Genomic DNA, 24,648 nt, shown 5'->3' on the forward strand with positions numbered 1-24,648 from the left:
GCCGCGCCGGCTGCTCCCGCTCCCAAGGCCGCGCCGCGCCCGGGCCCCAAGCCCGGTCCGGCCGCTCCCGCCGAGAAGGCCCCGGCCCCGGAGGCTCCCGAGCCGCCCGCGGCTCCGGCCGCCTCGGCTCCGGCTCCGGCCGCGCCCAAGGGGCCGACGCCCGCGCCGCGGCCCGTCGGCCGTCCGGGTGCGCCGCGCCCGGGCAACAACCCGTTCGCCTCCAGCCAGGGCATGGGCCGCAAGCCCGCGCCGCCGCGTGGTGGCGAGACCCCGGCCGCGGGCGCTCCCGCCGCTCCGGCCGCGGGTGGCGACAACCGTCCGCCCCGGCCGCCGGCCGCGCGTGATGGTGGCGCTCCGGGCCGTCCCGGCATGCCGCGCCCGAACCCGGCGATGATGCCCAAGTCCCCGGCCGCCTTCGGTGGCGGCCCCGGCGGTCGTGGCCCCGGTGGCCCCGGTGCCGGTCGTCCCGGCGCGCCGGGTCGCGGTGGCCCGGGTGCCGGTCGTCCCGGTGCTCCCGGTCGCGGTGGTCCCGGCGGTGGCGCCGGTGCCGGTGCGCCCGGTCGTCCGGGTGGCTTCGGCCCCGCGGGCGGCGGTCGTCCCGGTGGCGGCAACCGTCCCGGCCAGCGCGGTCAGACCCAGGGTGCCTTCGGTCGCCCCGGTGGTCCGTCGCGCCGTGGTCGCAAGTCGAAGCGGGCCCGTCGCCAGGAGTTCGAGGCCATGCAGGCCCCGACGATCGGTGGCGTGCGCGTCCGCAAGGGCGACGGCGAGACCGTCAAGCTGCCCCGTGGCGCCTCGCTGACCGACTTCGCCGAGCGCATCGGCGTCGACGCCGCCGCGCTCGTGCAGATGCTGTTCAGCCTGGGCGAGATGGTGACCGCGACCGAGTCGGTCAACGACGAGACGTTCGAGCTGCTCGGCGAGGAGCTCAACTACGTCGTCCAGGTCGTTTCGCCCGAGGACGAGGACCGCGAGCTGCTCGAGGGCTTCGACCTGGAGTTCGGTGCCGACGAGGGCGACGAGTCCGACCTGGTCGTGCGACCCCCGGTCGTCACGGTCATGGGTCACGTCGACCACGGAAAGACCAAGCTCCTCGACGCGCTGCGCAACGCCAACGTCGTCGACAAGGAGGCCGGTGGCATCACCCAGCACATCGGTGCCTACCAGGTCTCGGCCGAGGTCGACGGCGACGAGCGTCGCATCACCTTCATCGACACCCCGGGTCACGAGGCGTTCACCGCGATGCGTGCGCGTGGTGCCCAGGCGACCGACATCGCGATCCTCGTGGTGGCGGCCGACGACGGCGTCATGCCGCAGACGGTCGAGGCGCTCAACCACGCCAAGGCCGCCGGTGTCCCGATCGTGGTGGCGGTCAACAAGATCGACAAGCCCGACGCCGACCCGACGAAGGTCCGCGGCCAGCTGACCGAGTACGGCCTGGTGCCCGAGGAGTACGGCGGCGACTCGATGTTCGTCGACGTCTCGGCGAAGTCCGAGCTCAACCTCGACAAGCTGCTGGAGGCGGTCGTGCTGACCGCCGACGCGTCGCTCGACCTGCGGGCCAACCCCACGCAGGACGCCCAGGGTCTGGTCGTCGAGGCCCACCTGGACCGCGGTCGCGGTCCGGTGGCCACGGTGCTGGTCCAGCGCGGCACGCTGCGCGTGGGCGACTCGATCGTGGCGGGCGCCGGCTACGGCCGCGTGCGCGCCATGCTCGACGAGCACGGCGAGAACATCACCGAGGCCTACCCGTCGCGTCCCGCGATGGTGCTGGGTCTGACCGCGGTGCCGGGTGCGGGCCAGAACTTCATCGTGGTCGAGGACGACCGCATGGCCCGTCAGATCGCCGAGAAGCGCGAGTCGCGCGAGCGGGCGGCCATGCAGGCCAAGCGCCGCGTGCGTCGTACCCTCGAGGACTTCATGGCCTCCATGGAGAAGGGCGAGAGCCAGGAGCTCAACCTCATCCTCAAGGGCGACGTGTCCGGTTCCGTCGAGGCGCTCGAGGACGCCCTGTCGCAGATCGACGTCGGCGACGAGGTCAGCCTGCGGGTCATCGACCGCGGCGTCGGTGCGATCACCGAGACCAACGTCGACCTGGCCGCGGCCTCCGACGCGATCATCATCGGGTTCAACGTCCGCCCGCAGGGCAAGGCGACCGAGATGGCCGACAAGGAGGGCGTGGAGATCCGCTACTACTCGGTGATCTACCAGGCCATCGAGGAGATCGAGGCGGCCCTCAAGGGCATGCTCAAGCCGATCTACGAGGAGTCCGTCCTCGGGCAGGCCGAGATCCGCAACATCTTCCGTTCGTCGAAGATCGGCAACATCGCCGGTTGCATGGTCACCAGTGGCCTGCTGCGACGCAACGCGAAGGCGCGGCTGCTCCGCGACGGCAAGATCGTCGCGGACAACCTCGACCTGGCCTCGCTCAAGCGGGAGAAGGACGACGCGTCCGAGGTCCGCGAGGGCTTCGAGTGTGGTCTGGTGCTGAAGAACTACCAGAACATCGAGATCGGCGACATCGTGGAATCCTTCGAGATGCGCGAGATCGCCCGCAGCTGATCCACCCCGTCGTGTCGGCGCGGTCCCTGCGGGGGTCGCGCCGACACGCGTTTGACGATGCGAGAGTAGGAACCATGGCCAATCCCCGCGTACGCCGCGTCGCCGACCGGATCAAGGTCGTCGTCGCCGAGATGCTCGAGCGCCGGATCAAGGACCCGAGGCTGGGCTTCGTGACCATCACCGACGTCCGGCTGACCGGCGACGGCCAGCAGGCCACCATCTTCTGGACGGTGCTCGGGAACGACGAGGAGGCCGCCGGCACCGCCGCGGCCCTGGAGTCGGCCAAGGGGGTGCTGCGCTCGGAGGTCTCACGCCAGCTCGGCACCCGGATCGTCCCGACCCTGACCTTCGTGCGCGACGCCCTGCCCGAGGAGGCGCGTCACCTCGACGAGGTGCTGGCCCGGGCGAAGGCGCTCGACGACGAGGTCGCGGCCCGCCGCGGCGCGGCCTACGCCGGTGACGAGGACCCGTACAAGAAGCCTCGCGAGATCGGCGACGAGCCGGACGAGGACGACGACGAGTCGTGACCGACGACGCGGGTCTGGTCGTCGTCGACAAGTCGGGGGGCATGACCTCGCACGACGTCGTCTCGCGGGTACGCCGGCTTGCCGGCACCCGCAAGGTCGGCCACGCCGGCACGCTCGACCCGATGGCGACCGGCGTCCTGGTGCTCGGGGTCAACCGGGCCACCCGGCTGCTCGGGCACCTGATGCTCACCGAGAAGGGGTACGACGCCACCGTGCGGCTCGGCGTCGCCACGACGACCGACGACGCCGAGGGTGAGGTCACCGCGACCGCGGCGGCCGACCACCTCGACGAGGCGGTCGTGCGGGCGGCCTTCGCCGAGCAGGTGGGCGAGCTGCTGCAGGTCCCGACCGCCGTGTCGGCGATCAAGGTGGACGGCAAGCGGGCCTACCAGCGGGTCCGCGACGGCGAGCAGGTCGAGCTGAAGGCCCGGCCGGTCACCGTGCACGCGCTGGAGGTCCTCGACCACCGCGTCGTGGGCGAGTGCCTCGACGTCGACGTCTCGCTGCGCTGCTCCAGCGGCACCTACGTCCGGGCGATCGCCCGCGACGTCGGCGCCGCGCTCGGCGTCGGCGGGCACCTCACCGCGCTGCGTCGTACGGCGGTCGGGCCCTACGACCTCGGCGTCGCCCGGACCCTGGAGGAGCTGGGGGAGTCGTTCGCGGTGCTCCCGGTGGCCGACGCGGCCCGGGCCGCCTTCCCGGCGGTCGAGCTCGACGACGAGCAGACGCGCGACGTCCGGGTGGGGCGGCCGATCGACGTACCGCTCGACGCGCTGACGGCGGTGTTCGCACCCGACGGCGAGTTCCTGGCGCTCTACGAGCCGCGCGAGGGCCGGGCCCGGCCGGTCGCCGTCTTCGTCTGACCCCGCGCTGAGTAGGGTTTCGTCCGTGCAGATCTGGCGCTCCCTCGACGACGTCCCGGCCGACCTCGGTCGCACGGCCGTCGTCATCGGCAACTTCGACGGGGTCCACCTCGGCCACCGGCGGGTGCTGGCCCGGGCCCGGGACCTGGCCGACCGGGACGGCCTGACCCTGGTCGCCGTCACCTTCGACCCGCACCCGATGGCCGTGCTGCGGCCCGAGCACGCCCCGAGCACGCTGACCTCGATCGAGGTGCGGGCCGAGCTGCTCGGCGACGCCGGTGCGGATGCGGTGCTCGCCGTCCCCTTCGACCTCGACGTGGCGGGCTGGGAGCCGGAGGAGTTCGTGCTCCGCGTCCTGGTCGACACCCTGGCGGCGGCGGCCGTCGTGGTCGGGGCGAACTTCCGCTTCGGGCGCAAGGCCGCCGGCGACGTGGCGACGCTGGCCCTCCTGGGTCAGCGGCACGACTTCACCGCCGAGGGCATCCCGCTCGACGGCGGACCGATGGTCTGGTCGTCGACGTACGTCCGCACCTGCCTGGCGACCGGCGACGTCGCCGGTGCCGCCGAGGCGCTCGGTCGGCCGTACGCCGTCCGCGGGATCGTCGTCCGTGGTGACCAGCGCGGCCGTGAGCTCGGCTACCCGACCGCCAACGTCCCGACCGACGGGCTCACCGCCGCGCCGGCCGACGGCGTGTACGCCGGCTGGCTGCGCCGCCTCGACACCGGCGAGACCTTCCCCGCGGCGATCAGCGTCGGCACCAACCCGACCTTCGACGGCGTCCGCGAGCGCCGGGTCGAGAGCTATGTGCTCGACCGCACCGACCTGGAGCTCTACGGCGTGGAGGTCGAGGTGTCCTTCGTCGACCGGCTGCGGGGGATGGTCGCCTTCGAGTCGGTCGAGAAGCTCATCGTGCAGATGGACGCCGACGTCGACCGCGCCCGGGTGCTCCTCTCCTCGTGAGCACGTCGACCGCCGAGACCGTCGCCGCCACGGACCAGTGGTTCCTGCAGCACGGCCTGACGTACTTCGTGCCCGAGAACCGGGCTGCGGTCCGGTCAGCCCTGCGGCCACGGCGGATCGTGCCCCTCGTGCTGGGGACCGCACTGGGGGCGGCGGCCGTCGCGATCGCGGTGGCGGTCTGGGCCGACGACGAGCGCAGCCTGCTGCCGGCGGTCCTGTGGACCGTCTTCGGCCTGGTGGCGACCTGGTACGCCCTGACCGCGCTGCAGGCGCGCCCGATCGTGGCCTGGGCGCTCGCGCGCACCTTCCGCTCCCTCGGGACGCTGCTGCCGATGATGACCCGGGCGCTGCCGCTGCTGCTGGTCTTCGTCACCTTCCTGTTCATCAACGCCGAGGTCTGGCAGGTGTCGGCGTACCTCGACGGCGGCCGGTTGTGGCTGGTCGCGCTGCTCTTCGGCACCCTGGCCGGTGCCTTCCTGCTCGTCCGGTTGCCCGAGGAGGTCGACCGGACGGACGACCACGTCGACGAGACGCTGCTGCTGAAGTCGACCGCGGGGACGCCGCTCGAGCGGGCGGCCCGCGAGCTGGTCGACGACCCCGACGGCGATCCGGCGTCGTACGCGGAGGTGTCGGGCTACGAGCGCTGGAACCTGGTCCTGGTCCTGGTGGTCATCCAGGCCACCCAGGTGCTGCTCCTCGCGGTCACGGTCTTCGCGTTCTTCATGCTCTTCGGCGCGATGATCATGGACCCCGAGATCGTCGGCACCTGGACCGGGGAGGGGGCGGCCGCCGTGCACAACGTCCCGCGCTTCCCGACCCTGTCCTTCGAGCTGGTCCAGGTCTCGGTCTTCCTGGCGTCCTTCTCGAGCCTCTACCTCACCGTGTCGACGGTGACCGACGAGACCTATCGAGAGCAGTTCTTCGGCAGCGTCCTGCACGAGATGGAGCGGGCGGTCGGCGTCCGGGCGGTCTACCTCGCCCTGCGCGCACGTTCATGACGATCTCCGGGAGGTCAGCGACCTGGAGGTCTCCTGCCACGAGCGCAGGTGGCCCTGGAACCGCAGCTGGCATCGCCTCGCCGATCGGGGACGGGACGAGGGCTGGACCCGCTGGTCGGTCGATCGGCAGCGGCCGGCCGCGGGGGAACCCCGTCACCGTCGCCTACCTGTCCCCGAAAAGCCCAGTCAGCAGAAAACGAGGGCCGAGTCAGCACCAGTAGTGCTGACTCGGCCCTCAGTTTCTGCCGACTCGGCGATCAGGGGGTCAGGCGTCCAGGTCCTTCTCGACGAGGGCGGCGATGGCGTCGACGTCGGCCTCGTTATCGCCGGAGACCTCGACCGTGTCGCCCTTGCCGGCGCCCAGGGTCATGATCAGCAGCGCCGAGCTGGCGTCGACGGCCTCGTCACCGGGGATGCCGATGAGCACCTCGGAGTCGAGCTCGCCGGCGGCCTCCGAGATGATCGCGGCGGGACGGGCGTGCAGGCCGACGGCGGAGCCGACGGTCACGGACTTGGTGGGCATGGGTTCTCCTTCTCGGGTTGGGTAGGACGCTCAGGCGGCCGCGGGGGCCGTGGTCTTGCCGAACGACTTCAGGGCGATGACGGCGGCGGCGCCGACCAGGACGCCGGCGATGAGGGCGATGAAGAACCCGAGGACGCCGTCGACCGCGAAGATCACGAAGATACCGCCGTGCGGCGCGCGGACGCTGACGTCGAGCGCCATGGACAGGCCGCCGGTGACGGCGCTGCCGGCCATGATCGCCGGGATGACGCGCAGCGGGTCGGCCGCCGCGAACGGGATCGCGCCCTCGGTGATGAAGGAGGCGCCCAGCAGCCACCCGGCCTTGCCGTTCTCCCGCTCGGGGACGTTGAACAGGCTCGGGCGGACGACGGTCGCGAGGGCCAGGGCGATCGGCGGGACCATGCCGGCGAGCATGACCGCAGCCATGATCTTCAGCTCGGGGGCGTCCGAGGCGAGGGCCGCGCCGCCGACGCCGGCGGCCGCGAAGCTGTAGGCCACCTTGTTGAGCGGGCCGCCCATGTCGAAGGCCATCATGAGGCCGAGGACGATGCCGAGCAGGACGGCGTAGCTGCCGCTCATGGAGTTCAGACCGTCGTTGAGCTGGTCCATCAGCCAGCCGATCGGCTTGCCGAAGACCACGATCATCAGCAGGCCGGCGATGATCGAGGTGAGCAGCGGGATGACCAGCACGGGCATCAGTCCGCGAGCCCAGGTCGGCACCTTCCAGCCGGCGATCCAGTGCGCGATCAGGCCCGCGAGCACACCGCCGACGATGGCGCCGAGGAAGCCCGTGGCCGGAAGGTCGCCGCCGTTGCCGTCGTTCACCGCGAAGACGTTGGCCGCGAGGCCGCCCACGATGAAACCGGGCGCGATGCCGGGTCGGTCGGCGATGGCGTACGCGATGTAGCCCGCGAGCGCCGGGATGAAGAAGATGAAGGCGGTCTTGCCGATGATGAAGAACAGCGCGCCCAGGTAGGCCATCAGCCCGGAGCCGAACAGCGCGTGCTCGAGACCGAGCGCGTCCGGGTCGGGCAGGTCGAAGAGCGTGTTGTTGACCGCGATGTCGCCGTACGGACCGACGATCTCGTAACCGCCGAGCAGGAAGCCCAGCGCGATCAGCAGGCCGCCGGCAGCGACGAACGGGATCATGTAGGACACGCCGGTCATCAGCACCCGACGGGTCCGACCGCCCCAGCTCTCGCCCGCGCCGGACGAGGCGCTGGACTCGCCGCCGCCTCCGGAGGCGGACCCCTCGACGCGCGGGGCGTTCGGGTCGCCGGCGTACCGGAGAGCCTCGGCGATCATCGCGTCGCCCTCGTCGATCGGGCGCTTGACCCCCGAGGAGACGAGCGGCTTGCCGGCGAACCGGCCGCGGTCGCGGACACCCACGTCGACGGCGAAGATGACAGCGTCCGCGGCGGCGATGGTCGCGGGGTCGAGCGGCTTGGCTCCCGCGGAGCCCTGGGTCTCGACGGCGATCTCGACGCCGGCCCGGGCGGCGGCGGCCTCGAGGGCCTCGGCGGCCATGTAGGTGTGCGCGATGCCGGTCGGGCACGCGGTCACGGCCACCAGGTGGCGGGCGGCGGGCGCGGCCTCGGCCGGCTTCTCCTCGGCCTTGTTCTCAGCCTTGCCCTCGACCTTGTCGACGGCCGGCGGCGGGGCGGCGGCGGGCTTCGGGGCCGGGGCGGCGCCGAGCACCAGCTCGATCTGCTCGACGACCTCCTCGGGCGTCTCGGCGGCGCGCAGCGAGTCGGTGAAGGCCGGCTTCACGAGGGCGCGGGCGAGCTTGGTCAGCAGCTGCAGGTGGGTGGCGTCGCCCCCGGCCGGGGCCGTGATCAGGAAGGCCAGGTCGGCCGGCCCGTCCTTGGCCCCGAAGTCGACGGGCGGGCTCAGCCGCGCGAACGCCAGGGTGGGCTCGTCCACGCCGGCGGTGCGGCAGTGGGGGATCGCGATGCCGCCGGGCAGTCCGGTCGGCGAGGTCTCCTCGCGGGCGAGGGCGTCCGTCACGATCTGGTCGACGTCGGTGGCGCGACCGGCGTCGGAGACGACACCGGCGAGAGCCCGGATCACGTCGTGCTTGTCGGCACCGAGGTCCGCGTCGAGGCGGACCAGGGCCGAGGTGATCAGGTCGGACATTCAGTCTCCCTGGGTGGGGCGCAGGTCGCGCACCGAGACGAGCTCGGGGCGGACCTGCGTGGGGTGCGGGATGGTCGTGCCGGGTAGTCCGGCGGCCGCGCTGCCGTAGGCGACGGCGAGCGCGAGTCGTTGGGCGGGGGGCTTGTTCTGGATGTCGCCGAGCAGGTACCCGAACAGGCTGGAGTCTCCTGCTCCGACCGTGCTGACCACCTCGGTCGGCGGGGGCGTGGCGTGCCAGGCACCGTCCGCCGTGACGAGGACGGCGCCGTGCGCGCCGAGCGTGGCGAGCACCGTGTCGACGCCCTGGTCGACCAGGGTCGCGGCCGCCTTCGCCGCCGCCAGCGGGTCGGACTCCAGCAGGTCGGGGTCGCCCCCGGTGAAGGAGGCCAGCTCCTCGCCGTTCGGCTTCATCAGGTGCGGCGGGGCCTCGGCCAGCCGCTCGACGAGGGCGCGCAGCGGCGCGTCGCTGGTGTCGACCGCGATCCGGGCGCCGGTGTCGCGCAGGGCGCCGACCAGCTCGGCGTACCACTCGACGGGGGCGCCGGGCGGCAGCGAGCCGGCGAGCACGATCCAGTCGGCGGAGGCGGCCCGTCGCCGCAGCGACTCGGCGAGTCCCCGGAGCACCAGGGGCGTGACCGTCGGACCGGGGCTGTTGAGCTTGGTGGTGGTGCCGTCGGGCTCGCTGATGGTGATGTTCACGCGCAGCGTGCCGTCGTTCGGCACCGGGCGGCAGTCGATGCCCGCGGCGAGCAGCTCCAGGACGTACGGGTCGTCCTTGGCGGCCGGCAGCACGGCGATCGAGGGGATCCCGGCGGCCACCGAGGCGCGCGAGATGTTGACCCCCTTGCCGCCGGCCTGCGACAGCACCGACTCCGCGCGCTGGACGGCGCCGCGCTCCAGCTCGCCGGTGAGCGTCACCGTCCGGTCGTGGCTCGGGTTGGGCGTGAGGGTGATGATCATGCGGTTCGGACCTCCACTCCGGCGGCGGCGAGAGCCGCCTCGTCCGCGGGGTCGATCCCCGAGTCGGTGATCAGCACGTCGACCTCGGCCAGCGACGCGAAGCGGATCGGCGACTCGACGCCGACCTTGCTGGAGTCGGCCAGGACGACGACCTGCCGCGCGCTCTGGACCAGGGCGCGCTTGACGGCGGCCTCGTCGTGGTCAGGCGTCGACAGCCCGTGCTCGGCGGTGACGCCGTTGCTGCCCAGGAACACCACGTCGGCGCGGAGCTGGGAGATCGCGGCGACCGTGTCGGCGCCGACCGCGGCCTGGGTGGTCAGCCGGACCCGGCCCGGCAGCAGGTGCAGGTCGACCTGCGGGTTGCCGGCCAGGCGGGCGGCGACGGGGACGGCGTGGGTGAAGACCACCAGCCGGTGGTCGCGGGGGAGCAGGCTGGCCAGCCGGTTGGTGGTGGTGCCGGCGTCGAGCAGCACCGTCGCCCCGACCGGGGGGAGCAGGTCGAGCGCCGCACGGGCGATCCGCTCCTTCTCCGGCGTGTTCGCCTGGTCGCGCTCCAGCAGCCCGGACTCGATCACCGCCAGGCTGTCGGACGGTACGGCGCCACCGTGCACGCGCCGGACCAGACCCATCCGCTCCAGGGCGGACAGATCCCTGCGGACGGTCTCGGTGGTGACGTCGTACCGCTCGGCGAGTACGTTGACGGACAGGCGTCCGTGCTCGGCCACGAGCTGGGCCATCGCCTGCTGGCGTTCCTCGGCGTACATCGCCCGCCACCTCCTCCCTGATGCCCGATCTTTATATCTGTTGTTTTAGACCCGTTTGTGTTGACTGTCAAGGCGGCGGGGGCGTTTACTTGTGAGCATGGTCACCGGATCTCCCGCTGCTTCGTCCGCCGTCCTGACCGGCACCCCTGTCGTCCCGGGCGCCGCGTTCGGCCCGGCCCTGCTGGCCCGGGCCGAGGTGTCGCCGGCCGCCGTCGAGGCCTACGCGTCGAACGGTCCCGCCGACGAGGAGGCGGCCCTCGCGGCGTACGACGACGCCGTCGCCGCGGTCGCCGACGGGTTCGCGCGCAAGGCCGAGAAGGCGTCCGGGGCCGCGGCCGAGGTGCTGACCGCGAGTGCCGGGCTGGCCAAGGACAAGGGACTGCGCAGCGCGGTGCGCAAGCACCTGCGCACCGGCGACGACCTGCTGGCCTCGCTGCGCGCGGGCGTCGAGCAGTTCGTCGGGATCTTCACCGGCATGGGCGGGCTGATGGCCGAGCGGGTCACCGACCTGCGCGACATCGAGCGCCGGGTCACCGCCCACCTGGTGGGGGAGCCCGAGCCGGGCGTCCCGACCCCGTCCGAGCCGTCGGTGCTGGTCGCCGAGGACCTCGCGCCCTCCGACACCGCGGGCCTGGACCCCGCGCTGGTCCTGGCGCTGGTGACCGAGCGTGGCGGCCCGACCAGCCACACCGCGATCATCGCCCGCCAGCTCGGCATCCCGTGCGTGGTCGGCGTCGGCGGCGCCATGGAGCTGGCCGGTGGCACGCCGCTGCTGGTCGACGGGACTGCGGGCACCATCGAGACCGACCCGGACGCGGCGGAGGCGGAGCGCAAGGTCGCCGCCGACCGCGAGGCGCGGGCCGCGCTGGCGGCCTGGGAGGGCCCTGGCCGGACGGCCGACGGTGCCGGGGTGAAGGTGCTGGCCAACGTCGCCGACGGCGAGTCCTCGACGCACGCCGCGGAGGCGCCGGTCGAGGGCGTCGGGCTGTTCCGCACCGAGCTGTGCTTCCTCAACCGCAAGGACGAGCCGTCGGTCGAGGAGCAGGCCGAGATCTACGCCGAGGTGCTGCGCCCCTTCGCGGGCAAGTACGTCGTGGTCCGCACCCTCGACGCGGGCTCCGACAAGCCGGTCGCGTTCGCCACGCACGAGGGCGAGGAGAACCCGGCCCTCGGCGTCCGTGGCCTCCGGCTCTCCTTCGACAACCCCGAGCTGCTGGAGCGCCAGCTCGACGGCATCGCCGCCGCGGCCGAGTCGACCGGCACCGAGACCTGGGTGATGGCCCCGATGGTCGCCACTGTGGCCGAGGCACAGGCCTTCGCCGACCAGGTCCGCAGTCGCGGCCTGAAGGCGGGCGTGATGGTCGAGGTCCCCTCCGCGGCACTGCTCGCGCACCGGATGCTGGAGGCGGTCGACTTCCTGTCGATCGGCACCAACGACCTGACCCAGTACGCCATGGCGGCCGACCGGATGGCCACCGACCTGGCCCACCTCACCGACCCCTGGCAGCCGGCCGTGCTGCAGCTGATCGCCATCACCGCCCACGCGGGCCAGCAGGCCGGCAAGCCGGTCGGCGTCTGTGGCGAGGCGGCGGCCGACCCGCTGCTGGCCGTCGCCCTGGTCGGGATGGGCATCACGTCGTTGTCGATGGCCGCGGCCGCCGTACGCCCGGTGGGGGCGCGGCTGGCCTCGGTGACCATGGACGTGTGCGAGGAGGCCGCGGAGGCCGCGCTGTCCGCGGCCGACCCGATGGCCGCGCGCGCCGCGGTGCTCGAGGTGCTCGACCGGGGCTGAGGTCTGTCGCCCCGGCGTGCGCGACACGCCGGGCTGTGGCGTTCGCACACTAGTGCGTACTGCGCACTAGTGTGCGACGCATGGACAGCACTCAGCTCCTCAAGGGCGTGCTCGACCTCGCGGTGCTCGCCGTGGTCGACGCCGAGGACGGCTACGGCTACGACATCGTCCGACGGCTCCGGCACGGCGGGCTCGAGGACATCGGGGACGCCTCGGTCTACGGCACGCTCCGGCGCCTCTACGCCGCCGGCCTGCTGACGTCGTACGTCGTGCCGTCGGAGGCCGGCCCGCACCGCAAGTACTACGGCATCACCCCGTCCGGCCGCGGCGAGCTGAAGCGGCAGGGCGAGGACTGGCGACGCTTCGCGACGTCGGTGACCACCCTCCTCGACCACCCGCAGGGAGCGATCGCATGAGCGAGCACAGTACCGACGTCCGCCCGGAGGTGCTCGCGTTCGTCGCGCGGGTCCGCGACCTGATGACCGACCTGCCGCCGGACGAGCGGCAGGAGCTCACGGCGGGCCTCGAGGCCGACCTGTCGGAGCTGGTCGCCGAGCACGGAGCCGAGTCGCTCGGAGACCCGGGCGACTACGCGCGCGAGCTGCGGACGGGGGCCGGCCACCCGCCGGTGGCGGTCCGTCGGGCGCGGGAGTGGGCGCTACCGGCCGCGGCGATGGAGGCGCTCGACGCGGCCCACGCGCATTGGGACCGGCTGCTGGACTCGCTGCCCGGCGACCTGCGCGGCTTCCTCACCGCGCTCCGACCCGCCTGGTGGGTGGCCCGGGCCTGGGTGGCCTGGATGGTCACCCAGGACCTCCGTGGCCCCTACGTCGTCCTCGACGGCCTCTGGCTGGTCGTCCTGGCCGCGTACGTCGTCGTCAGCGTCCAGCTGGGTCGGCGGGCCTGGCGGGTCGACCGCCTGCTCGCGACGTCCGTGGCGGCCCGGTTGCTGCTGGTCGGCCTGAACCTGAGCGCCGTCGGCCTCCTCCCGGGTGCGGCCGACAACCTGGCCTGGCACGTCGCGGAGGAGCGGGGGTGGCAGTTCTACGGCGACGCGACCGTCGACGACGACAACGCCGTGACCTACCAGGGCGGCCAGGCCTGCGTGCTGGAGGTGCGCGACCTGCAGGGCCGGGTGATCGAGGGCGCCTACGTGTGGGACGCCACCGGCGAGCGGGCCCTGCCGATGAACGTCGACGCCTGCTGATCGGGGGACGGGGTCGAGCGGGTCCTAGAGCCGCAGCCAGGCCAGCACCGCCCGCACCCGCCGGTGGGCGTCGGTGTCGAGCGGCAGGTCGAGCTTGGTGAAGATGCTGTTGATGTGCTTGGCGACGGCCTTCTCGGTGACGACGAGCTGGGTGGCGATGGCGGTGTTGGAGCGGCCCTCGGCCATCAGCGCGATCACCTCGCGCTCCCGCGGGCTGAGCCGGTCGACCGGCTCCTCGCGGCGGCGGGCCATGATCGTGGCGACCACCTCGGGGTCGAGGACGGTGCCGCCGGCGCCGACGCGTCGTACGCCCTCGACGAACTCCTCGACGTCGGAGACCCGGTCCTTGAGGAGGTAGCCGACGGCGCCCTCGCCGCTGGCCAGCAGCTCGCGGGCGTAGAGGTGCTCGACGTACTGCGAGAGGACCATGACGGGGAACGCCGGCCGCTCGGCGCGTACGGCGATCGCCGCCCGCAGACCCTCGTCGGTGTGCGTCGGCGGCATCCGGACGTCGAGCACGGCGCCCTCGGCGTCGGGCCGACGCAGGGCCTGCTCCAGGTCGCCGGCGTTGTCGACCGCGGCGACGATGGTGAAGCCGTGCGCCTCCAGGAGCTGGGTCAGACCGGCCCGGAGGAGGGCGTGGTCCTCGGCGAGGACAAGCCGCACGGGACCTCCAGGGTGATGATGGTGGGCCCGCCGACCGGGCTGGAGACCATCATGGTGCCGTCGAAGGCCCCGAGGCGACGCATGACACCCCGCATCCCGGTCCCGGCTTCCGCGGACGCACCTCCGCGTCCGTCGTCGCCGACCTCCGCGCGGAGCACCCCCGCCGCGTGGTCGAGCCGGATCCAGGCGTGCTGCGCCGCCGCGTGCTTGCCGATGTTGGCCAGGCACTCGGCGATCGCGAAGTAGACCGCGGACTCCACCGGCGCGGGCGGGCGGCCGGGCAGCGCGGCCGTCACGTCGACGGGCACGGCCATGTCGAGCGCGAGCGCCTCGACCGCGCCGGCCAGGCCGCGGTCGGCGAGCACCGGCGGGTGGATCCCCCGTACGACGGAGCGCAGCTCGCCCAGTGCGGCCGTGGTCGTCTCGCGTGCATCGCTCACCATCCGGCGTGCCTTCTCGGGGTCGGAGGCGAACATCGAGTCGGCCATGCCGAGGCTCATCGACAGCGCGACCAGCCGGGCCTGCGCGCCGTCGTGCAGGTCGCGCTCGAGGCGCCGCAGCTCGGCGGCGGAGTGGTCGACCAGGTCGGCCCGGGTCTCGGTCAGCTGCTGCACCCGTTGCGAGAGCCGCTCGGTGGTGCCGGGGGAGAGCAGGGTGCGGTCGATGGCGCTGCGCAGCCGCATCAGCGGTGCCGAGGCGTACCACCACACCCACCAGGTGACGACGCAGACGAGCAGCAGCACCACGAGCAGCGACAGCGCGAAGCCCACCGTCGAGGTCACGACGAGCCAGCCCAGGTCGCGCCAGGTCATCGGGTCCAGGGCCACCGCCCGGAGCTTGGCGATCGGGGAGAGCCCCGCCAGCGGCGCGTACGGCGCGGGCAGCGGATGGCCCAGCACCCGCGACGCCATCCGGCGGTGCAGGTTCGCCAGCGCCCGGGTGCCCGGCACGGCCACCGCCAGCAGCAGCGCGCCGACCCAGACGACCATCAGCACGCCGCCGACGATCCAGAGCACGAACAGCAGCACGGCGGGCACGAGCAGCAGCACCTGCAGGCCGGCGTACCCGGTCATCAGCAGCCGCCCCGGTGGGGCAGGTGCGGGGGCAGAGGCGGCGGCGTCACTCACCCCCACATCCTCGCCGACGTACGACGTCCGCGCGGTGGTGCTGGCACCACCTCCGGTCGGGGTCCGCACGCCCCTGCCGCGGGCGTCGCGGCTCACGAGGCTGGAGCCATGACGAACCCCCTCACCTCCGTCCCCATCCGGGCCGCCCGCTGGAGCGCGGCCCACCCCTGGCGCGCCGTCCTCGGCTGGCTCGCCCTGGTCGCGGTGGCCGTCGGCCTCGCCGTGATGGTCCCGACCCACGAGGCGTCCGACGCCGACTACCGGCTCGGCGAGTCCGGCCGCGCCGACCAGCTGGTCGAGCAGGCCGGCCTCGACGACCCCGACTCCGAGCTGGTGCTGATCACCGGCCAGGACGCCGCGGCGATGACCGCCGCGGCCGCCGAGCTCACCGACGGCCTGGCCGGTCTCGACGACGTGGCCGGCGTCGCGGAGCCCCAGTGGAGCCCGGACCGTACGGCGCTGCTGCTGGCCGTCCGGCTCGCGCTCGACCACGGCGACGACGCGGACCCGCTGGTCGCGGTGTCCGACCGGGTCGCCGCCGAGCACCCGGACCTGCGGATCCGCCAGTCCGGCGACCTCACCCTCGACGCCGCCATCGACGAGCGGGTCGCCGAGGATCTGGGCTCGGCCGAGCTGATCAGCCTGCCGATCACCCTGGTCCTGATGCTGGTGGCCTTCGGGGCCCTGGTCGCCGCCGGGCTCCCGGTCCTGCTGGCCGCGACCAGCGTCGCCGCGACCATCGGCATCAGCGCCCCGCTCTCGCACCTGGTCCCGTTCGACGACACCGTCGCGAGCATGATCGTGCTGATCGGGATGGCCGTCGGTGTCGACTACTCGCTGTTCTACCTGAAGCGCGAGCGCGAGGAGCGCGCGAAGGGCCGGAGCACGATCGACGCGGTCGAGATCGCCGCCCAGACCTCCGGCCACTCGATCCTGGTCTCCGGAGGCGCCGTGATCGCCGCGATGGCCGGGCTGTTCCTGGTCGGCGACAGCACCTTCAACTCGCTGGCCGTCGGCTCGATCCTGGTGGTCGCGATCGCCGTCCTCGGCTCGATCACCGTGCTGCCCGCGCTGCTCGGGGGCCTCGGTCACCGGGTCGACCGCCCGCGCGTGCCGCTGCTGTGGCGGCTGAACGCGCGGATCGGCCGCGGCGGCATCAGCCGTCGCCTGCTCGTCCCGGTCGTGGCCCACCCGGTGGCGGCCCTCGCGCTGGCGGGCACGGTCGTCGTGGCGCTCGCCGTACCGGCCCTCGGGATGAAGACCCACCAGGCCAACCTGGAGACGTTGCCCGCCTCGATCCCCGAGGTGCAGACGATGCGTGACGTGACGGCCGCCTTCCCGTCGGAGGGCACCACCGCCGAGGTCGTCGTCCGGGCCGGGGCCGACGACGCGGACGACGTCCGCGCTGCCCTGGAGCGGCTCGCCGACGACGCGGTCGCCACCGGCTCCTTCGTCGCGACCGGCTCCGACGTCCCTGAGGTGGAGGTCTCCGACGACGGCCGTACGTCGGTCCTGGAGCTCGCGATGCCGTTCGCGGAGTCCGACGAACGGGTCGACGAGGCGCTCCGCGACCTGCGGACCGACCTGGTGCCGGCCGCGGTCGACGTACCGGGTGCGGAGGCGGTCGTCGGCGGCGGCGCTGCCGAGTCGCTGGACTTCGTGGAACGGTTGCAGGAGCGGCTGCCGCTGGTGATCGGCTTCGTCCTGCTGCTGACCCTGGTCATCATGGCCACGACCTTCCGCAGCCTGCCGGTCGCCCTCGTCTCGACCGTCCTGAACCTCGGCTCGGTCGGCGTGGCCTTCGGGCTGATGACGCTGGTCTTCCAGCACGGCTGGTTCGAGTCCCTGCTCGGCTTCGAGAGCTCCGGCTTCGTGATCGACTGGCTCCCGCTGTTCGTGCTGGTCGTGCTGGTCGGCCTGTCGATGGACTACCACGTCTTCGTCGTCAGCCGGGTCCGCGAGTACGTCGACCAGGGCCTGCCGACCCGGGTCGCGGTCCAGCGCGGCGTGGCCGACACCGCCGGGGTCGTGACCAGCGCCGCCGCGGTGATGGTCTCGGTGTTCGCCATCTTCGCCACCCTGTCGATGCTGGAGATGAAGATGATGGGCGTCGGGCTCTCCGCCGCGATCCTGCTCGACGCGACCCTGGTCCGGCTGGTGCTGCTGCCCGCGGCGCTGGTGCTGCTGGGGGAGCGGGCCTGGTGGCCCAGCCGCCCGACCCCGCCCCGGGGCGAGCCGGTGGTCGAGACCGACCGGGCGTTTGCGGAGGTCGGACAACGGTGACTGGGCCCGGTGGACCGTCCACCGGGGACGGCCGGAGCAGCAAGGAGTTGTCATGGGCTACGGACTGGGGATCTTCCTCCTGGCCGCCGGTTTGATCCTGTCCTTCGCGGTACAGGACTCCATCTCCGGCGTCGACCTCACCACCGCCGGCTACATCCTGGCCGGGGTCGGGGTGCTCGCCCTCGTGATCACGGCCGCCACCAGCGCCAGCAGCCGTCGTACCGGCACGGTCGCCACCACGACCCACGCGGACGGCTCGCAGACCGTCCAGGAGCGCCGCAGCACGCACGCCGACCCCGGCGCCCCGATCTGACCTGCGCACCACCACGGCCTGCCGCCCGTCCCGCGAGGGAGGGCGGCAGGTCTGCATTTGGGCCCTGTCCGGCCTCGCGATAGCCTTGATCGGTTGTCCGTCACGGACGACCGCACGTCACGACCATCGCCGTACAACGGCCGCGGATCCAGAGTGCCCGGGTGAACAGGCCCCGGCGCGCCGCGCAGCGAACCAGAGAGGGAGCCCCCGCATGTCTATCGGCACCGACGCGGAGACCAAGAAGAAGATCATCGCCGAGTACGCGACGACCGAGGGCGACACCGGTTCGCCCGAGGTGCAGATCGCGCTGCTCAGCCACCGGATCAGCCACCTGACCGAGCACCTGAAGACCCACAAGCACGACCACCACAGCCGTCGTGGTCTGCTGCTGCTCGTCGGCCAGCGCCGGCGGCTGCTGAACTACCTGCAGAAGACCGAGATCGCGCGCTACCGCTCGATCGTCGAGCGTCTCGGCCTGCGCCGCTGACACCCCGTGAAGGGCTCACCCCGGTGGGCCCTTCACGCTTTTCACAGCGCTGCCCCTGCGCTGCGCTAGATTCCAACTGAACACCCCACCACAGGAGCGACCCGCCCGTTCTGGCTCGGTCCTCGGTAGTGGCTCTCAGGACGCCGACGACGTCGGCTCCGTGCTGCGGGCCTCGATCGAAGACCGGCCTCGCCTCACGCGGGACGCAGTGGTTCGCTCCGCGAGCAAGACAAGGACGAATCCTTGACCGATCCCGTCATCCACGCCGTCGAGACTGTTCTCGACAACGGCACGTTCGGCACCCGCACCGTCAAGTTCGAGACGGGCCTGCTGGCCCGCCAGGCGGCCGGTTCCGTGACCGCCTACCTCGACGACGACACGATGCTGCTGTCGGCGACCACCGCCGGCAAGCACCCGAAGGACCACTTCGACTTCTTCCCCCTGACGATCGACGTCGAGGAGCGGATGTACGCCGCGGGCAAGATCCCCGGCTCGTTCTTCCGTTCCGAGGGTCGTCCGGGCGAGGACGCCATCCTCACCTGCCGCCTCATCGACCGCCCGCTGCGCCCGACCTTCAAGAAGGGTCTGCGCAACGAGGTGCAGGTCGTCATCACCGTGCTGGCGCTCAACCCCGACGCGCCGTACGACGTCCTCGCGATCAACGCCGCGTCGATGTCGACGCAGCTCTCCGGCCTGCCGTTCTCCGGCCCGGTCGGCGGCGTCCGCGTCGCGCTCATCAAGGGCCAGTGGGTCGCGTTCCCGACCCACAGCCAGCTCGAGGACGCCGTGTTCGACATGGTCGTCGCGGGTCGGGTGACCGAGACCGGTGACGTCGCGATCATGATGGTCGAGGCCGAGGCCACCGAGCAGACCATCGAGCTGATCGCCGGCGGCGCCACCGCGCCGACCGAGGAGGTCGTGGCCGGTGGCCTCGACGCCGCCAAGCCCTTCATCAAGCAGCTCGTCGAGGCGCAGCAGGAGCTCGCCAACGTCGCGGCGAAGCCGATCCAGGAGTTCCCGATCTTCCTCGACTTCGAGGACGACGTCTTCGAGGCCGTCCAGGCCGCCGTCGGCGACGCGGTGACCGACCTCTACAGCGTCGGCGGCGACCGCGAGCGGCCGCTGTCGAAGCAGGAGCGCGAGGACGAGGGCGACCGCATCAAGGTCTCCCTGCTGGAGCAGCTCGCCGACAAGTTCGAGGGCCGCGAGAAGGAGGTCGGCGCCGCCTACAAGGCCGTCACCAAGCAGGCCATCCGCAGCCAGGTGCTGCGCGACAAGGTCCGCATCGACGGTCGCGGCCTGGCCGACATCCGCCCGCTGCACGCCGAGGTCGACGTGATCCCGCGGGTGCACGGCTCGGCGCTGTTCGAGCGCGGCGAGACCCAGATCCTGGGGGTCACCACCCTCGACATGCTGAAGCTGGAGCAGCAGCTCGACACGCTGTCCCCGGAGAAGCACCGCCGCTACATGCACAAGTACGTCTTCCCGCCGTTCTCCACCGGCGAGACCGGCCGCGTCGGCTCCCCGAAGCGTCGCGAGGTCGGCCACGGCGCCCTGGCGCGCCGGGCGCTGCTCCCCGTGCTGCCCACCCGCGAGGAGTTCCCCTACGCGATCCGCCAGCTCTCCGAGGCGATGGGCTCCAACGGCTCGACCTCGATGGGCTCGGTCTGCGCCTCGACCATGTCGCTGCTGCAGGCCGGCGTGCCGCTGAAGGCGCCGGTCGCGGGCATCGCGATGGGCCTCATCTCCGGTGAGGTTGACGGCCAGACGTCGTACGTCGCGCTGACCGACATCCTCGGTGCCGAGGACGCCTTCGGCGACATGGACTTCAAGGTCGCCGGCACGCGCCAGTTCGTCACCGCGCTGCAGCTCGACACCAAGCTCGACGGCATCCCCGCCGAGGTCCTGGGCGCCGCGCTGAACCAGGCCAAGGACGCCCGCCTGGCGATCCTCGACGTCATGGCCGAGGCCATCGACGAGCCCGAGGAGATGGCGGCCACCGCGCCGCGCATCATCACCGTGAAGATCCCCGTCGACAAGATCGGCGAGGTCATCGGCCCGAAGGGCAAGGTGATCAACCAGATCCAGGACGACACGGGCGCGTCGATCTCGATCGAGGACGACGGCACCATCTACATCGGTGCCACCAACGGCGAGTCCGCCGACGCCGCCCGCTCGGCGATCAACGCGATCGCCAACCCGACGATGCCCGAGGTCGGCGAGCGCTACCTCGGCACCGTCGTCAAGACGACGAACTTCGGTGCGTTCGTCTCGCTGATGCCCGGCAAGGACGGCCTGCTGCACATCAGCAAGCTGCGCCCGCTCGCTGGCGGCAAGCGCGTCGACGCGGTGGAGGACGTCCTCTCCGTGGGCCAGAAGATCCAGGTCCAGATCGGCGAGATCGACGACCGCGGCAAGCTGTCGCTGGTCCCGGTCGTCGAGGAGACCGAGGCCGCCGAAGCGACCGAGGCTGCCTCCGAGGAGGCCTGACCTCCACGTGGCACCCCGCACCGAGCCGACCGGCCAGCAGGCAACTGCTGGCCGGTCGGCCCGTTCTCCCCAGAAGTCGACCCGGAGGACCGGTTCGACGAAGACCCTGCAGACCGTCCGCGACGCCGACGGCCAGGTGACGTCGCTGGTGCGTCGTACCGTCCTGCCCGGCGGGCTGCGGGTCATCAGCGAGCACCTCACCGGTGCCCGATCGGCTGCGATCGGGGTCTGGGTCGGCGTCGGCTCGCGCGACGAGAGCGCGACCCTGCACGGCTGCTCCCACTTCCTGGAGCACCTGCTCTTCAAGGGCACGGCGGAGCGCTCCGCGCTCGACATCTCGATCGCGCTCGACGCGGTCGGCGGCGAGTTCAACGCCTTCACCGCCAAGGAGTACACCGTCTTCCACGCGCGGGTCCTCGACGAGGACCTGCCGCTGGCCGTCGACGTGCTCGGCGACATGATCACCAGCTCCGAGATCACCGACGAGGACGTCGAGGCCGAGCGCGACGTGATCCTCGACGAGCTCGCGATGCACGACGACGACCCCGACGACGTGGTGCACAACCTCTTCGCCGCGCAGGCCTGGGGCGCGACGTCGCCCCTGGGTCGCGACATCGGTGGCACCGTCGACTCGATCGGCGCGCTGTCCCGTCAGCAGATCCTCCGCTTCTACCGCAAGCACTACCGGCCGGCCAACATGGTCGTCGCGGTCGCCGGCAACGTCGACCACGCCGCCCTGGTGCGCCAGGTCAAGCGCTCCTTCGCCCGTCGCGACTTCCTCAGCGGCGACGAGGCCCCGGTGGCCCCCCGCGGCTCCGGGAAGCCGTTGCGGGTGCACCCCGGCACCGTCGAGGCGACCCGTCCGTTCGAGCAGGTCAACGTGGTCCTGGGGATGAAGGGCCTGCCCCGCAACGACGACCGGCGCTTCGCGCTGGGCGTGCTCAACACCGCCCTCGGCGGCGGCACGTCGAGCCGACTGTTCCAGGAGGTGCGCGAGCGGCGGGGCCTGGCCTACTCGGTCTTCTCCTTCGCCAGCCACCACGCCGACTCCGGTCTGGTCGGGGTCTCGGTGGGCTGCCTGCCGAGCAAGCTCGACGACGTGCTCGCGGTGGTCCGGGCCGAGCTGGCCAAGGTCGCCGAGGAGGGCATCTCCGCCGAGGAGCTGTCCCGCGGCAAGGGCCAGCTCCGCGGCGGCCTGGTCCTCGGCCTCGAGGACTCCGGCTCCCGGATGTCGCGGATCGGCAAGGCCGAGCTGGTCTACGACGAGCTGCTCAGCATCGACGAGGTGATGGCCCGCATCGACGCCGTCACGGTCGAGGACGTGCGGGCCATCGCGGCCGCGGTCTTCGGCCAGCGCGAGATCCTCGCGGTGGTCGGTCCGGCCTAGGACGACGGGCGCCGCGGGACCCGGCGCTGCCGGTGTCTCGCCGCCCCTCGCTCGGCGCTCTACTCCGGCGCGTCGGGCGCGAAGATCGCGGCTTGGATCCCAGCGAAGGACCGGGACAGCTCCGCCATCTCGGTGCCGGCGCAGGCCGCGGCGACCAGCGCGTCGTAGTGCACGACTGCGTGAGCGACCATGGTCAGGGTCCAGGCGACGACGGCCGGGTCGAGCGGGTCGACCGAGACCGCCTGGTTGTGGCGGAAGACGACGGAGGAGAAGGTCTCACCCAACTCGAATCCCGCCACCACCAGGTTGGTGTTGAGCAGGTGCAGCAGCCGGGCCACGGTCGGCACGGCGGCCAGGGGCACGTCGTGGTCGAGCACGGTCATGTACTGCAGCACGGCCGGGTCGTCGTGCCCGGGCAGGAAGCAGACGAGGACGGTCGGCTCCTCGGGCGCGTCGCCGTCGCCGATGGGCACCACCAGCTGGGCGGGCGCGTCACCGACGGGGGGAAGCACCCAGCCGGGAATGTCGGCGGTGTGGAGCTCGTCGGCGAGCAGGCCCAACAGCCGGTGGGCGGGATCCTGCTCCGTCACAGGGCCTCGACCAGCGAGATCTTCTTCTCGATCAGGTCCTGCCCGGAGTCGGAGAGCGCCTCCTCGGCCTTCACGCCGATGGAGGCGAGGAGCATGAAGCTGTCGTGCATCTGCTGCTGCCCGTCGGTGGCGAGGGTCTGCTCGATCGGGACGCCGTGCTCCTCGTCGAGCTCGGCCGCGGCCGGGACGATCGCCCAGTCGCCACCGGCCGCCAGCGCGTGTCGCATGGTGCCCGCCAGCGCGCCCAGGTCAGAGGCCTCCCGGGCGACCGTGTTGGCGTGCTCGATCGCCTCCTTGCGGGACTTCTCGCGCACGGTCGGTGCGGCAGCGCCAGGCAGCTCCTTCTTCGGGATCTCGGGCAGCACCGCGGCCTCGAGCGGTTTGCCGGCCTTGATGTCCTCGGAGATCTGAGCCCGCTTCTTGGCGTCCTTGACCTTGCCGACGATCTTGGCGATCGCCATCCCGCCGCCGACGATGGCCGCGGCGAGACCGATGCCCCACCCGACCGGGTTGCTGGCCAGGACGAGCGCGCCCGCGGCGATGCCGAGCACGCCCAGGGCCGTCTTGGCGGCCGCGATCGCCAGCTTGTAGCGCTGCGCCTTGACGATCGCCTGCTTCCACAACGGGCCCTGCCCGGAGAGCATCCTGCGGCCCTTGCCACGGGTGAGCGCCCAGAGCTTCTTGCCCGCCTTGTAGCCCTTCCAGAGCCCCTGGAGGGTCGTCACCGCGCCGGTGGCGATGCCCAGGCCGCCGGCGGCGCCGCGCAGGGCGGCGTCGCCCGCACCCTTGCCGAGCTCGAGCGCGCCCTTCATGCCGAGCTTGGCTGCGGAGCTGCCGCCGGCCGCGCTGACGACGTACGCCGTCTCGACGCCCGCCTTGGCGGCACCCGCGGCGCCGAGCGCGCCGCTCATGCCCTGGGACTTGCCCTTGCGGTTGCCGAGAGCAGTGGCGCCCTCGTCGCCGAACTCCTGGCCCTCGTCGCGCAGGGTGCTGCCGGACAGGCTGCCGACGACACCGGAGTCGCCGCTCACCAGGCCGCCGCTGGTCTGGCCGCTCAGGCCGCTCAGCGCGGCCTGGCCGGTCACCATGCTGGCCACCGTGGCCCCCGCGACGAGGCCGACGCCGGCCACGCCCTTGCCGACCTCCTTGCCGAGCGAGGGAACGGCGCCGGAGGGCCCGGAGTAGGCCGTGTTCGCCTTCTTGTCCGCCGCGTCCTGCTTCTTCTGGTCGGCGGCCGCCTGCTCCTCGGGGGTCTTCTTCCAGAACTTCCAGTTGACCCGCCGGATCTGGTCCGAGACCGCGACTCCGCGGGAGACGGCGGCGCGCGAGCGGTCCGAGACCAACCGTTGCGCGCCCCCGGACGGCTGCAGCGTGTGGGCCAGCTCGTGGGCGAGCACCTTGTCGCCCGAGGCGGTGCCGGGCGCGTACTGGCCCTTGCCGAAGAAGACGTCCTTGCCGGTGGTGAACGCGCGGGCGGAGACGGCGGTGTTCAGCTTGGCGGCGGAGTCGTCGGCGTGGATGCGAACGCCCGAGAAGCTGGCGCCGAAGGCGCCCTCCATGCGGCGCCGCACCTCGGCGTCGAGCGGCTTGCCGGATCCCCGGCGGCTCTCGATGGCCGAACTGGTGCCGGAGTCGAGGGCACCGCCCTCGTAGCCGACGACCGGGCTCCCGCTGGGGGCGGGGGAGCGACGCAGGTGATCGCAGCCGGGACCGTGCTGGTGGACGTCGGGGGCGGAGTCAGCGGGCGCGCCACCGATCTCGAGGCGCCGCAGGCGGGAGAGGGCGACGTCGGCCATCTTGTCGGCGTCGGCCTCGGCACGGTCCTCGGCGTGGCCCACGACCAGGCTGCCGATGGCCGGTCCGGCCGCGGGCAGCGGGACGGGCGCCGCGGGGGTCGCGACCTCGGCCGCCGCGCGCTGGACGATCGGGGCGGGGGCGGGCTGCGCGACGTGATCGCGCTCCGTGCTCATGGATGAAGTCTGGACCCTCGGGACCCGTACGTCCGGCGAACCGCC

The 24,648-nt window shown here is 72.7% G+C and carries 21 protein-coding genes; 13 read left to right on the plus strand and 8 right to left on the minus strand.

Annotation, left to right across the window (positions count from 1 at the left end):
• From infB to V7S47_RS10185, 5 genes are all read left to right on the plus strand, one after another.
• Nucleotides 1–2,559: translation initiation factor IF-2 (infB, locus tag V7S47_RS10165; RefSeq protein ID WP_336561463.1), on the plus strand; the 2,559-nt coding region annotated here is incomplete at its 5' end.
• A 74-nt stretch (nt 2,560–2,633) separates the two neighbouring features.
• The gene (gene rbfA / locus V7S47_RS10170; protein ID WP_336561464.1) at nt 2,634–3,086 is read left to right on the plus strand and encodes a 30S ribosome-binding factor RbfA; all 453 of its coding nucleotides are present in this window, start codon (nt 2,634–2,636) and stop codon (nt 3,084–3,086) included.
• Entirely contained in the window at nt 3,083–3,949 is an 867-nt protein-coding gene (truB, locus tag V7S47_RS10175) for a tRNA pseudouridine(55) synthase TruB (protein WP_336561465.1), read from the plus strand. Before rbfA ends, truB begins: the two co-directional genes overlap by 4 nt.
• A 25-nt stretch (nt 3,950–3,974) precedes the next feature.
• The gene (locus V7S47_RS10180) at nt 3,975–4,910 is read left to right on the plus strand and encodes a bifunctional riboflavin kinase/FAD synthetase (RefSeq protein ID WP_336561466.1); all 936 of its coding nucleotides are present in this window, start codon (nt 3,975–3,977) and stop codon (nt 4,908–4,910) included.
• Nucleotides 4,907–5,908 (plus strand): hypothetical protein, encoded by a 1,002-nt coding sequence (locus tag V7S47_RS10185; RefSeq protein ID WP_336561467.1) that lies wholly within the window; start codon nt 4,907–4,909, stop codon nt 5,906–5,908. The genes V7S47_RS10180 and V7S47_RS10185 overlap by 4 nt, the downstream gene beginning before the upstream one ends.
• Before the next feature lie 265 nt (nt 5,909–6,173).
• On the opposite strand, the gene V7S47_RS10190 is transcribed toward V7S47_RS10185, so the two are convergent.
• From V7S47_RS10190 to V7S47_RS10205, 4 genes are read right to left on the minus strand one after another with little or no spacing between them, the layout of a single operon-like run.
• Nucleotides 6,174–6,431 carry an HPr family phosphocarrier protein gene (locus V7S47_RS10190; RefSeq protein ID WP_090852564.1) on the minus strand — a complete coding sequence of 86 codons (258 nt, stop codon included), beginning with the start codon at nt 6,429–6,431 and terminating at the stop codon, nt 6,174–6,176.
• Nucleotides 6,432–6,461: 30 nt separating this feature from the next.
• On the minus strand, nt 6,462–8,567 hold the full coding sequence (locus V7S47_RS10195) for a PTS fructose transporter subunit IIABC (protein WP_336561468.1): 2,106 nt from the start codon (nt 8,565–8,567) through the stop codon (nt 6,462–6,464).
• On the minus strand, nt 8,568–9,527 hold the full coding sequence (locus tag V7S47_RS10200) for a 1-phosphofructokinase family hexose kinase (protein ID WP_336561469.1): 960 nt from the start codon (nt 9,525–9,527) through the stop codon (nt 8,568–8,570).
• Nucleotides 9,524–10,291, minus strand: coding sequence for a DeoR/GlpR family DNA-binding transcription regulator (locus V7S47_RS10205; protein ID WP_336561470.1), 768 nt, complete (start codon nt 10,289–10,291; stop codon nt 9,524–9,526). The genes V7S47_RS10200 and V7S47_RS10205 overlap by 4 nt, the downstream gene beginning before the upstream one ends.
• Nucleotides 10,292–10,388: 97 nt before the next feature.
• Between V7S47_RS10205 and ptsP the strand changes: the two genes are divergently transcribed.
• The 3 genes from ptsP (at nt 10,389) to V7S47_RS10220 (ending at nt 13,290) form a co-directional block, all read left to right on the plus strand.
• Entirely contained in the window at nt 10,389–12,083 is a 1,695-nt protein-coding gene (ptsP, locus tag V7S47_RS10210; protein WP_336561471.1) for a phosphoenolpyruvate--protein phosphotransferase, read from the plus strand.
• Nucleotides 12,084–12,163: 80 nt separating this feature from the next.
• Nucleotides 12,164–12,499, plus strand: coding sequence for a PadR family transcriptional regulator (locus tag V7S47_RS10215; protein WP_336561472.1), 336 nt, complete (start codon nt 12,164–12,166; stop codon nt 12,497–12,499).
• Entirely contained in the window at nt 12,496–13,290 is a 795-nt protein-coding gene (locus tag V7S47_RS10220) for an HAAS signaling domain-containing protein (protein ID WP_336561473.1), read from the plus strand. The genes V7S47_RS10215 and V7S47_RS10220 overlap by 4 nt, the downstream gene beginning before the upstream one ends.
• Nucleotides 13,291–13,314: 24 nt before the next feature.
• Here V7S47_RS10220 and V7S47_RS10225 read toward each other — a convergent pair whose 3' ends face one another.
• Both V7S47_RS10225 and V7S47_RS10230 read right to left on the minus strand, forming a co-directional pair.
• Nucleotides 13,315–13,956 (minus strand): response regulator transcription factor, encoded by a 642-nt coding sequence (locus V7S47_RS10225; protein ID WP_336561474.1) that lies wholly within the window; start codon nt 13,954–13,956, stop codon nt 13,315–13,317.
• Nucleotides 13,908–15,083: a sensor histidine kinase gene (locus tag V7S47_RS10230; protein WP_336561476.1), complete on the minus strand. Its 1,176-nt coding sequence runs from the start codon at nt 15,081–15,083 to the stop codon at nt 13,908–13,910. Before V7S47_RS10230 ends, V7S47_RS10225 begins: the two co-directional genes overlap by 49 nt.
• Before the next feature lie 108 nt (nt 15,084–15,191).
• On the opposite strand from V7S47_RS10230, the gene V7S47_RS10235 reads away from it, so the two are divergent.
• The 5 genes from V7S47_RS10235 to V7S47_RS10255 all read left to right on the plus strand — a co-directional run bounded on the left by V7S47_RS10235 (nt 15,192) and on the right by V7S47_RS10255 (nt 22,043).
• Nucleotides 15,192–17,366, plus strand: coding sequence for an MMPL family transporter (locus V7S47_RS10235; RefSeq protein WP_336561477.1), 2,175 nt, complete (start codon nt 15,192–15,194; stop codon nt 17,364–17,366).
• Nucleotides 17,367–17,418: 52 nt separating this feature from the next.
• Nucleotides 17,419–17,679, plus strand: a complete 261-nt coding sequence (locus V7S47_RS10240) for a DUF6458 family protein (RefSeq protein WP_090852533.1) — start codon at nt 17,419–17,421, stop codon at nt 17,677–17,679.
• Nucleotides 17,680–17,890: 211 nt separating this feature from the next.
• The gene (gene rpsO / locus V7S47_RS10245; RefSeq protein WP_090852529.1) at nt 17,891–18,166 is read left to right on the plus strand and encodes a 30S ribosomal protein S15; all 276 of its coding nucleotides are present in this window, start codon (nt 17,891–17,893) and stop codon (nt 18,164–18,166) included.
• Between the two features lie 243 nt (nt 18,167–18,409).
• The gene (locus tag V7S47_RS10250) at nt 18,410–20,656 is read left to right on the plus strand and encodes a polyribonucleotide nucleotidyltransferase (RefSeq protein WP_336561478.1); all 2,247 of its coding nucleotides are present in this window, start codon (nt 18,410–18,412) and stop codon (nt 20,654–20,656) included.
• A 7-nt stretch (nt 20,657–20,663) separates the two neighbouring features.
• Nucleotides 20,664–22,043, plus strand: coding sequence for a M16 family metallopeptidase (locus V7S47_RS10255; RefSeq protein WP_336561479.1), 1,380 nt, complete (start codon nt 20,664–20,666; stop codon nt 22,041–22,043).
• Nucleotides 22,044–22,102: 59 nt separating this feature from the next.
• Here V7S47_RS10255 and V7S47_RS10260 read toward each other — a convergent pair whose 3' ends face one another.
• Nucleotides 22,103–22,633: a hypothetical protein gene (locus tag V7S47_RS10260; protein ID WP_336561480.1), complete on the minus strand. Its 531-nt coding sequence runs from the start codon at nt 22,631–22,633 to the stop codon at nt 22,103–22,105.
• A complete protein-coding gene (locus V7S47_RS10265) occupies nt 22,630–24,603 on the minus strand; it encodes an eCIS core domain-containing protein (protein WP_336561481.1) in 1,974 nt (657 codons plus the stop codon). Before V7S47_RS10265 ends, V7S47_RS10260 begins: the two co-directional genes overlap by 4 nt.
• Nucleotides 24,604–24,648 lie beyond the last annotated feature (45 nt).

This window comes from Nocardioides sp. CCNWLW216, assembly GCF_037120545.1.
GTDB lineage: Bacteria > Actinomycetota > Actinomycetes > Propionibacteriales > Nocardioidaceae > Nocardioides > Nocardioides lianchengensis.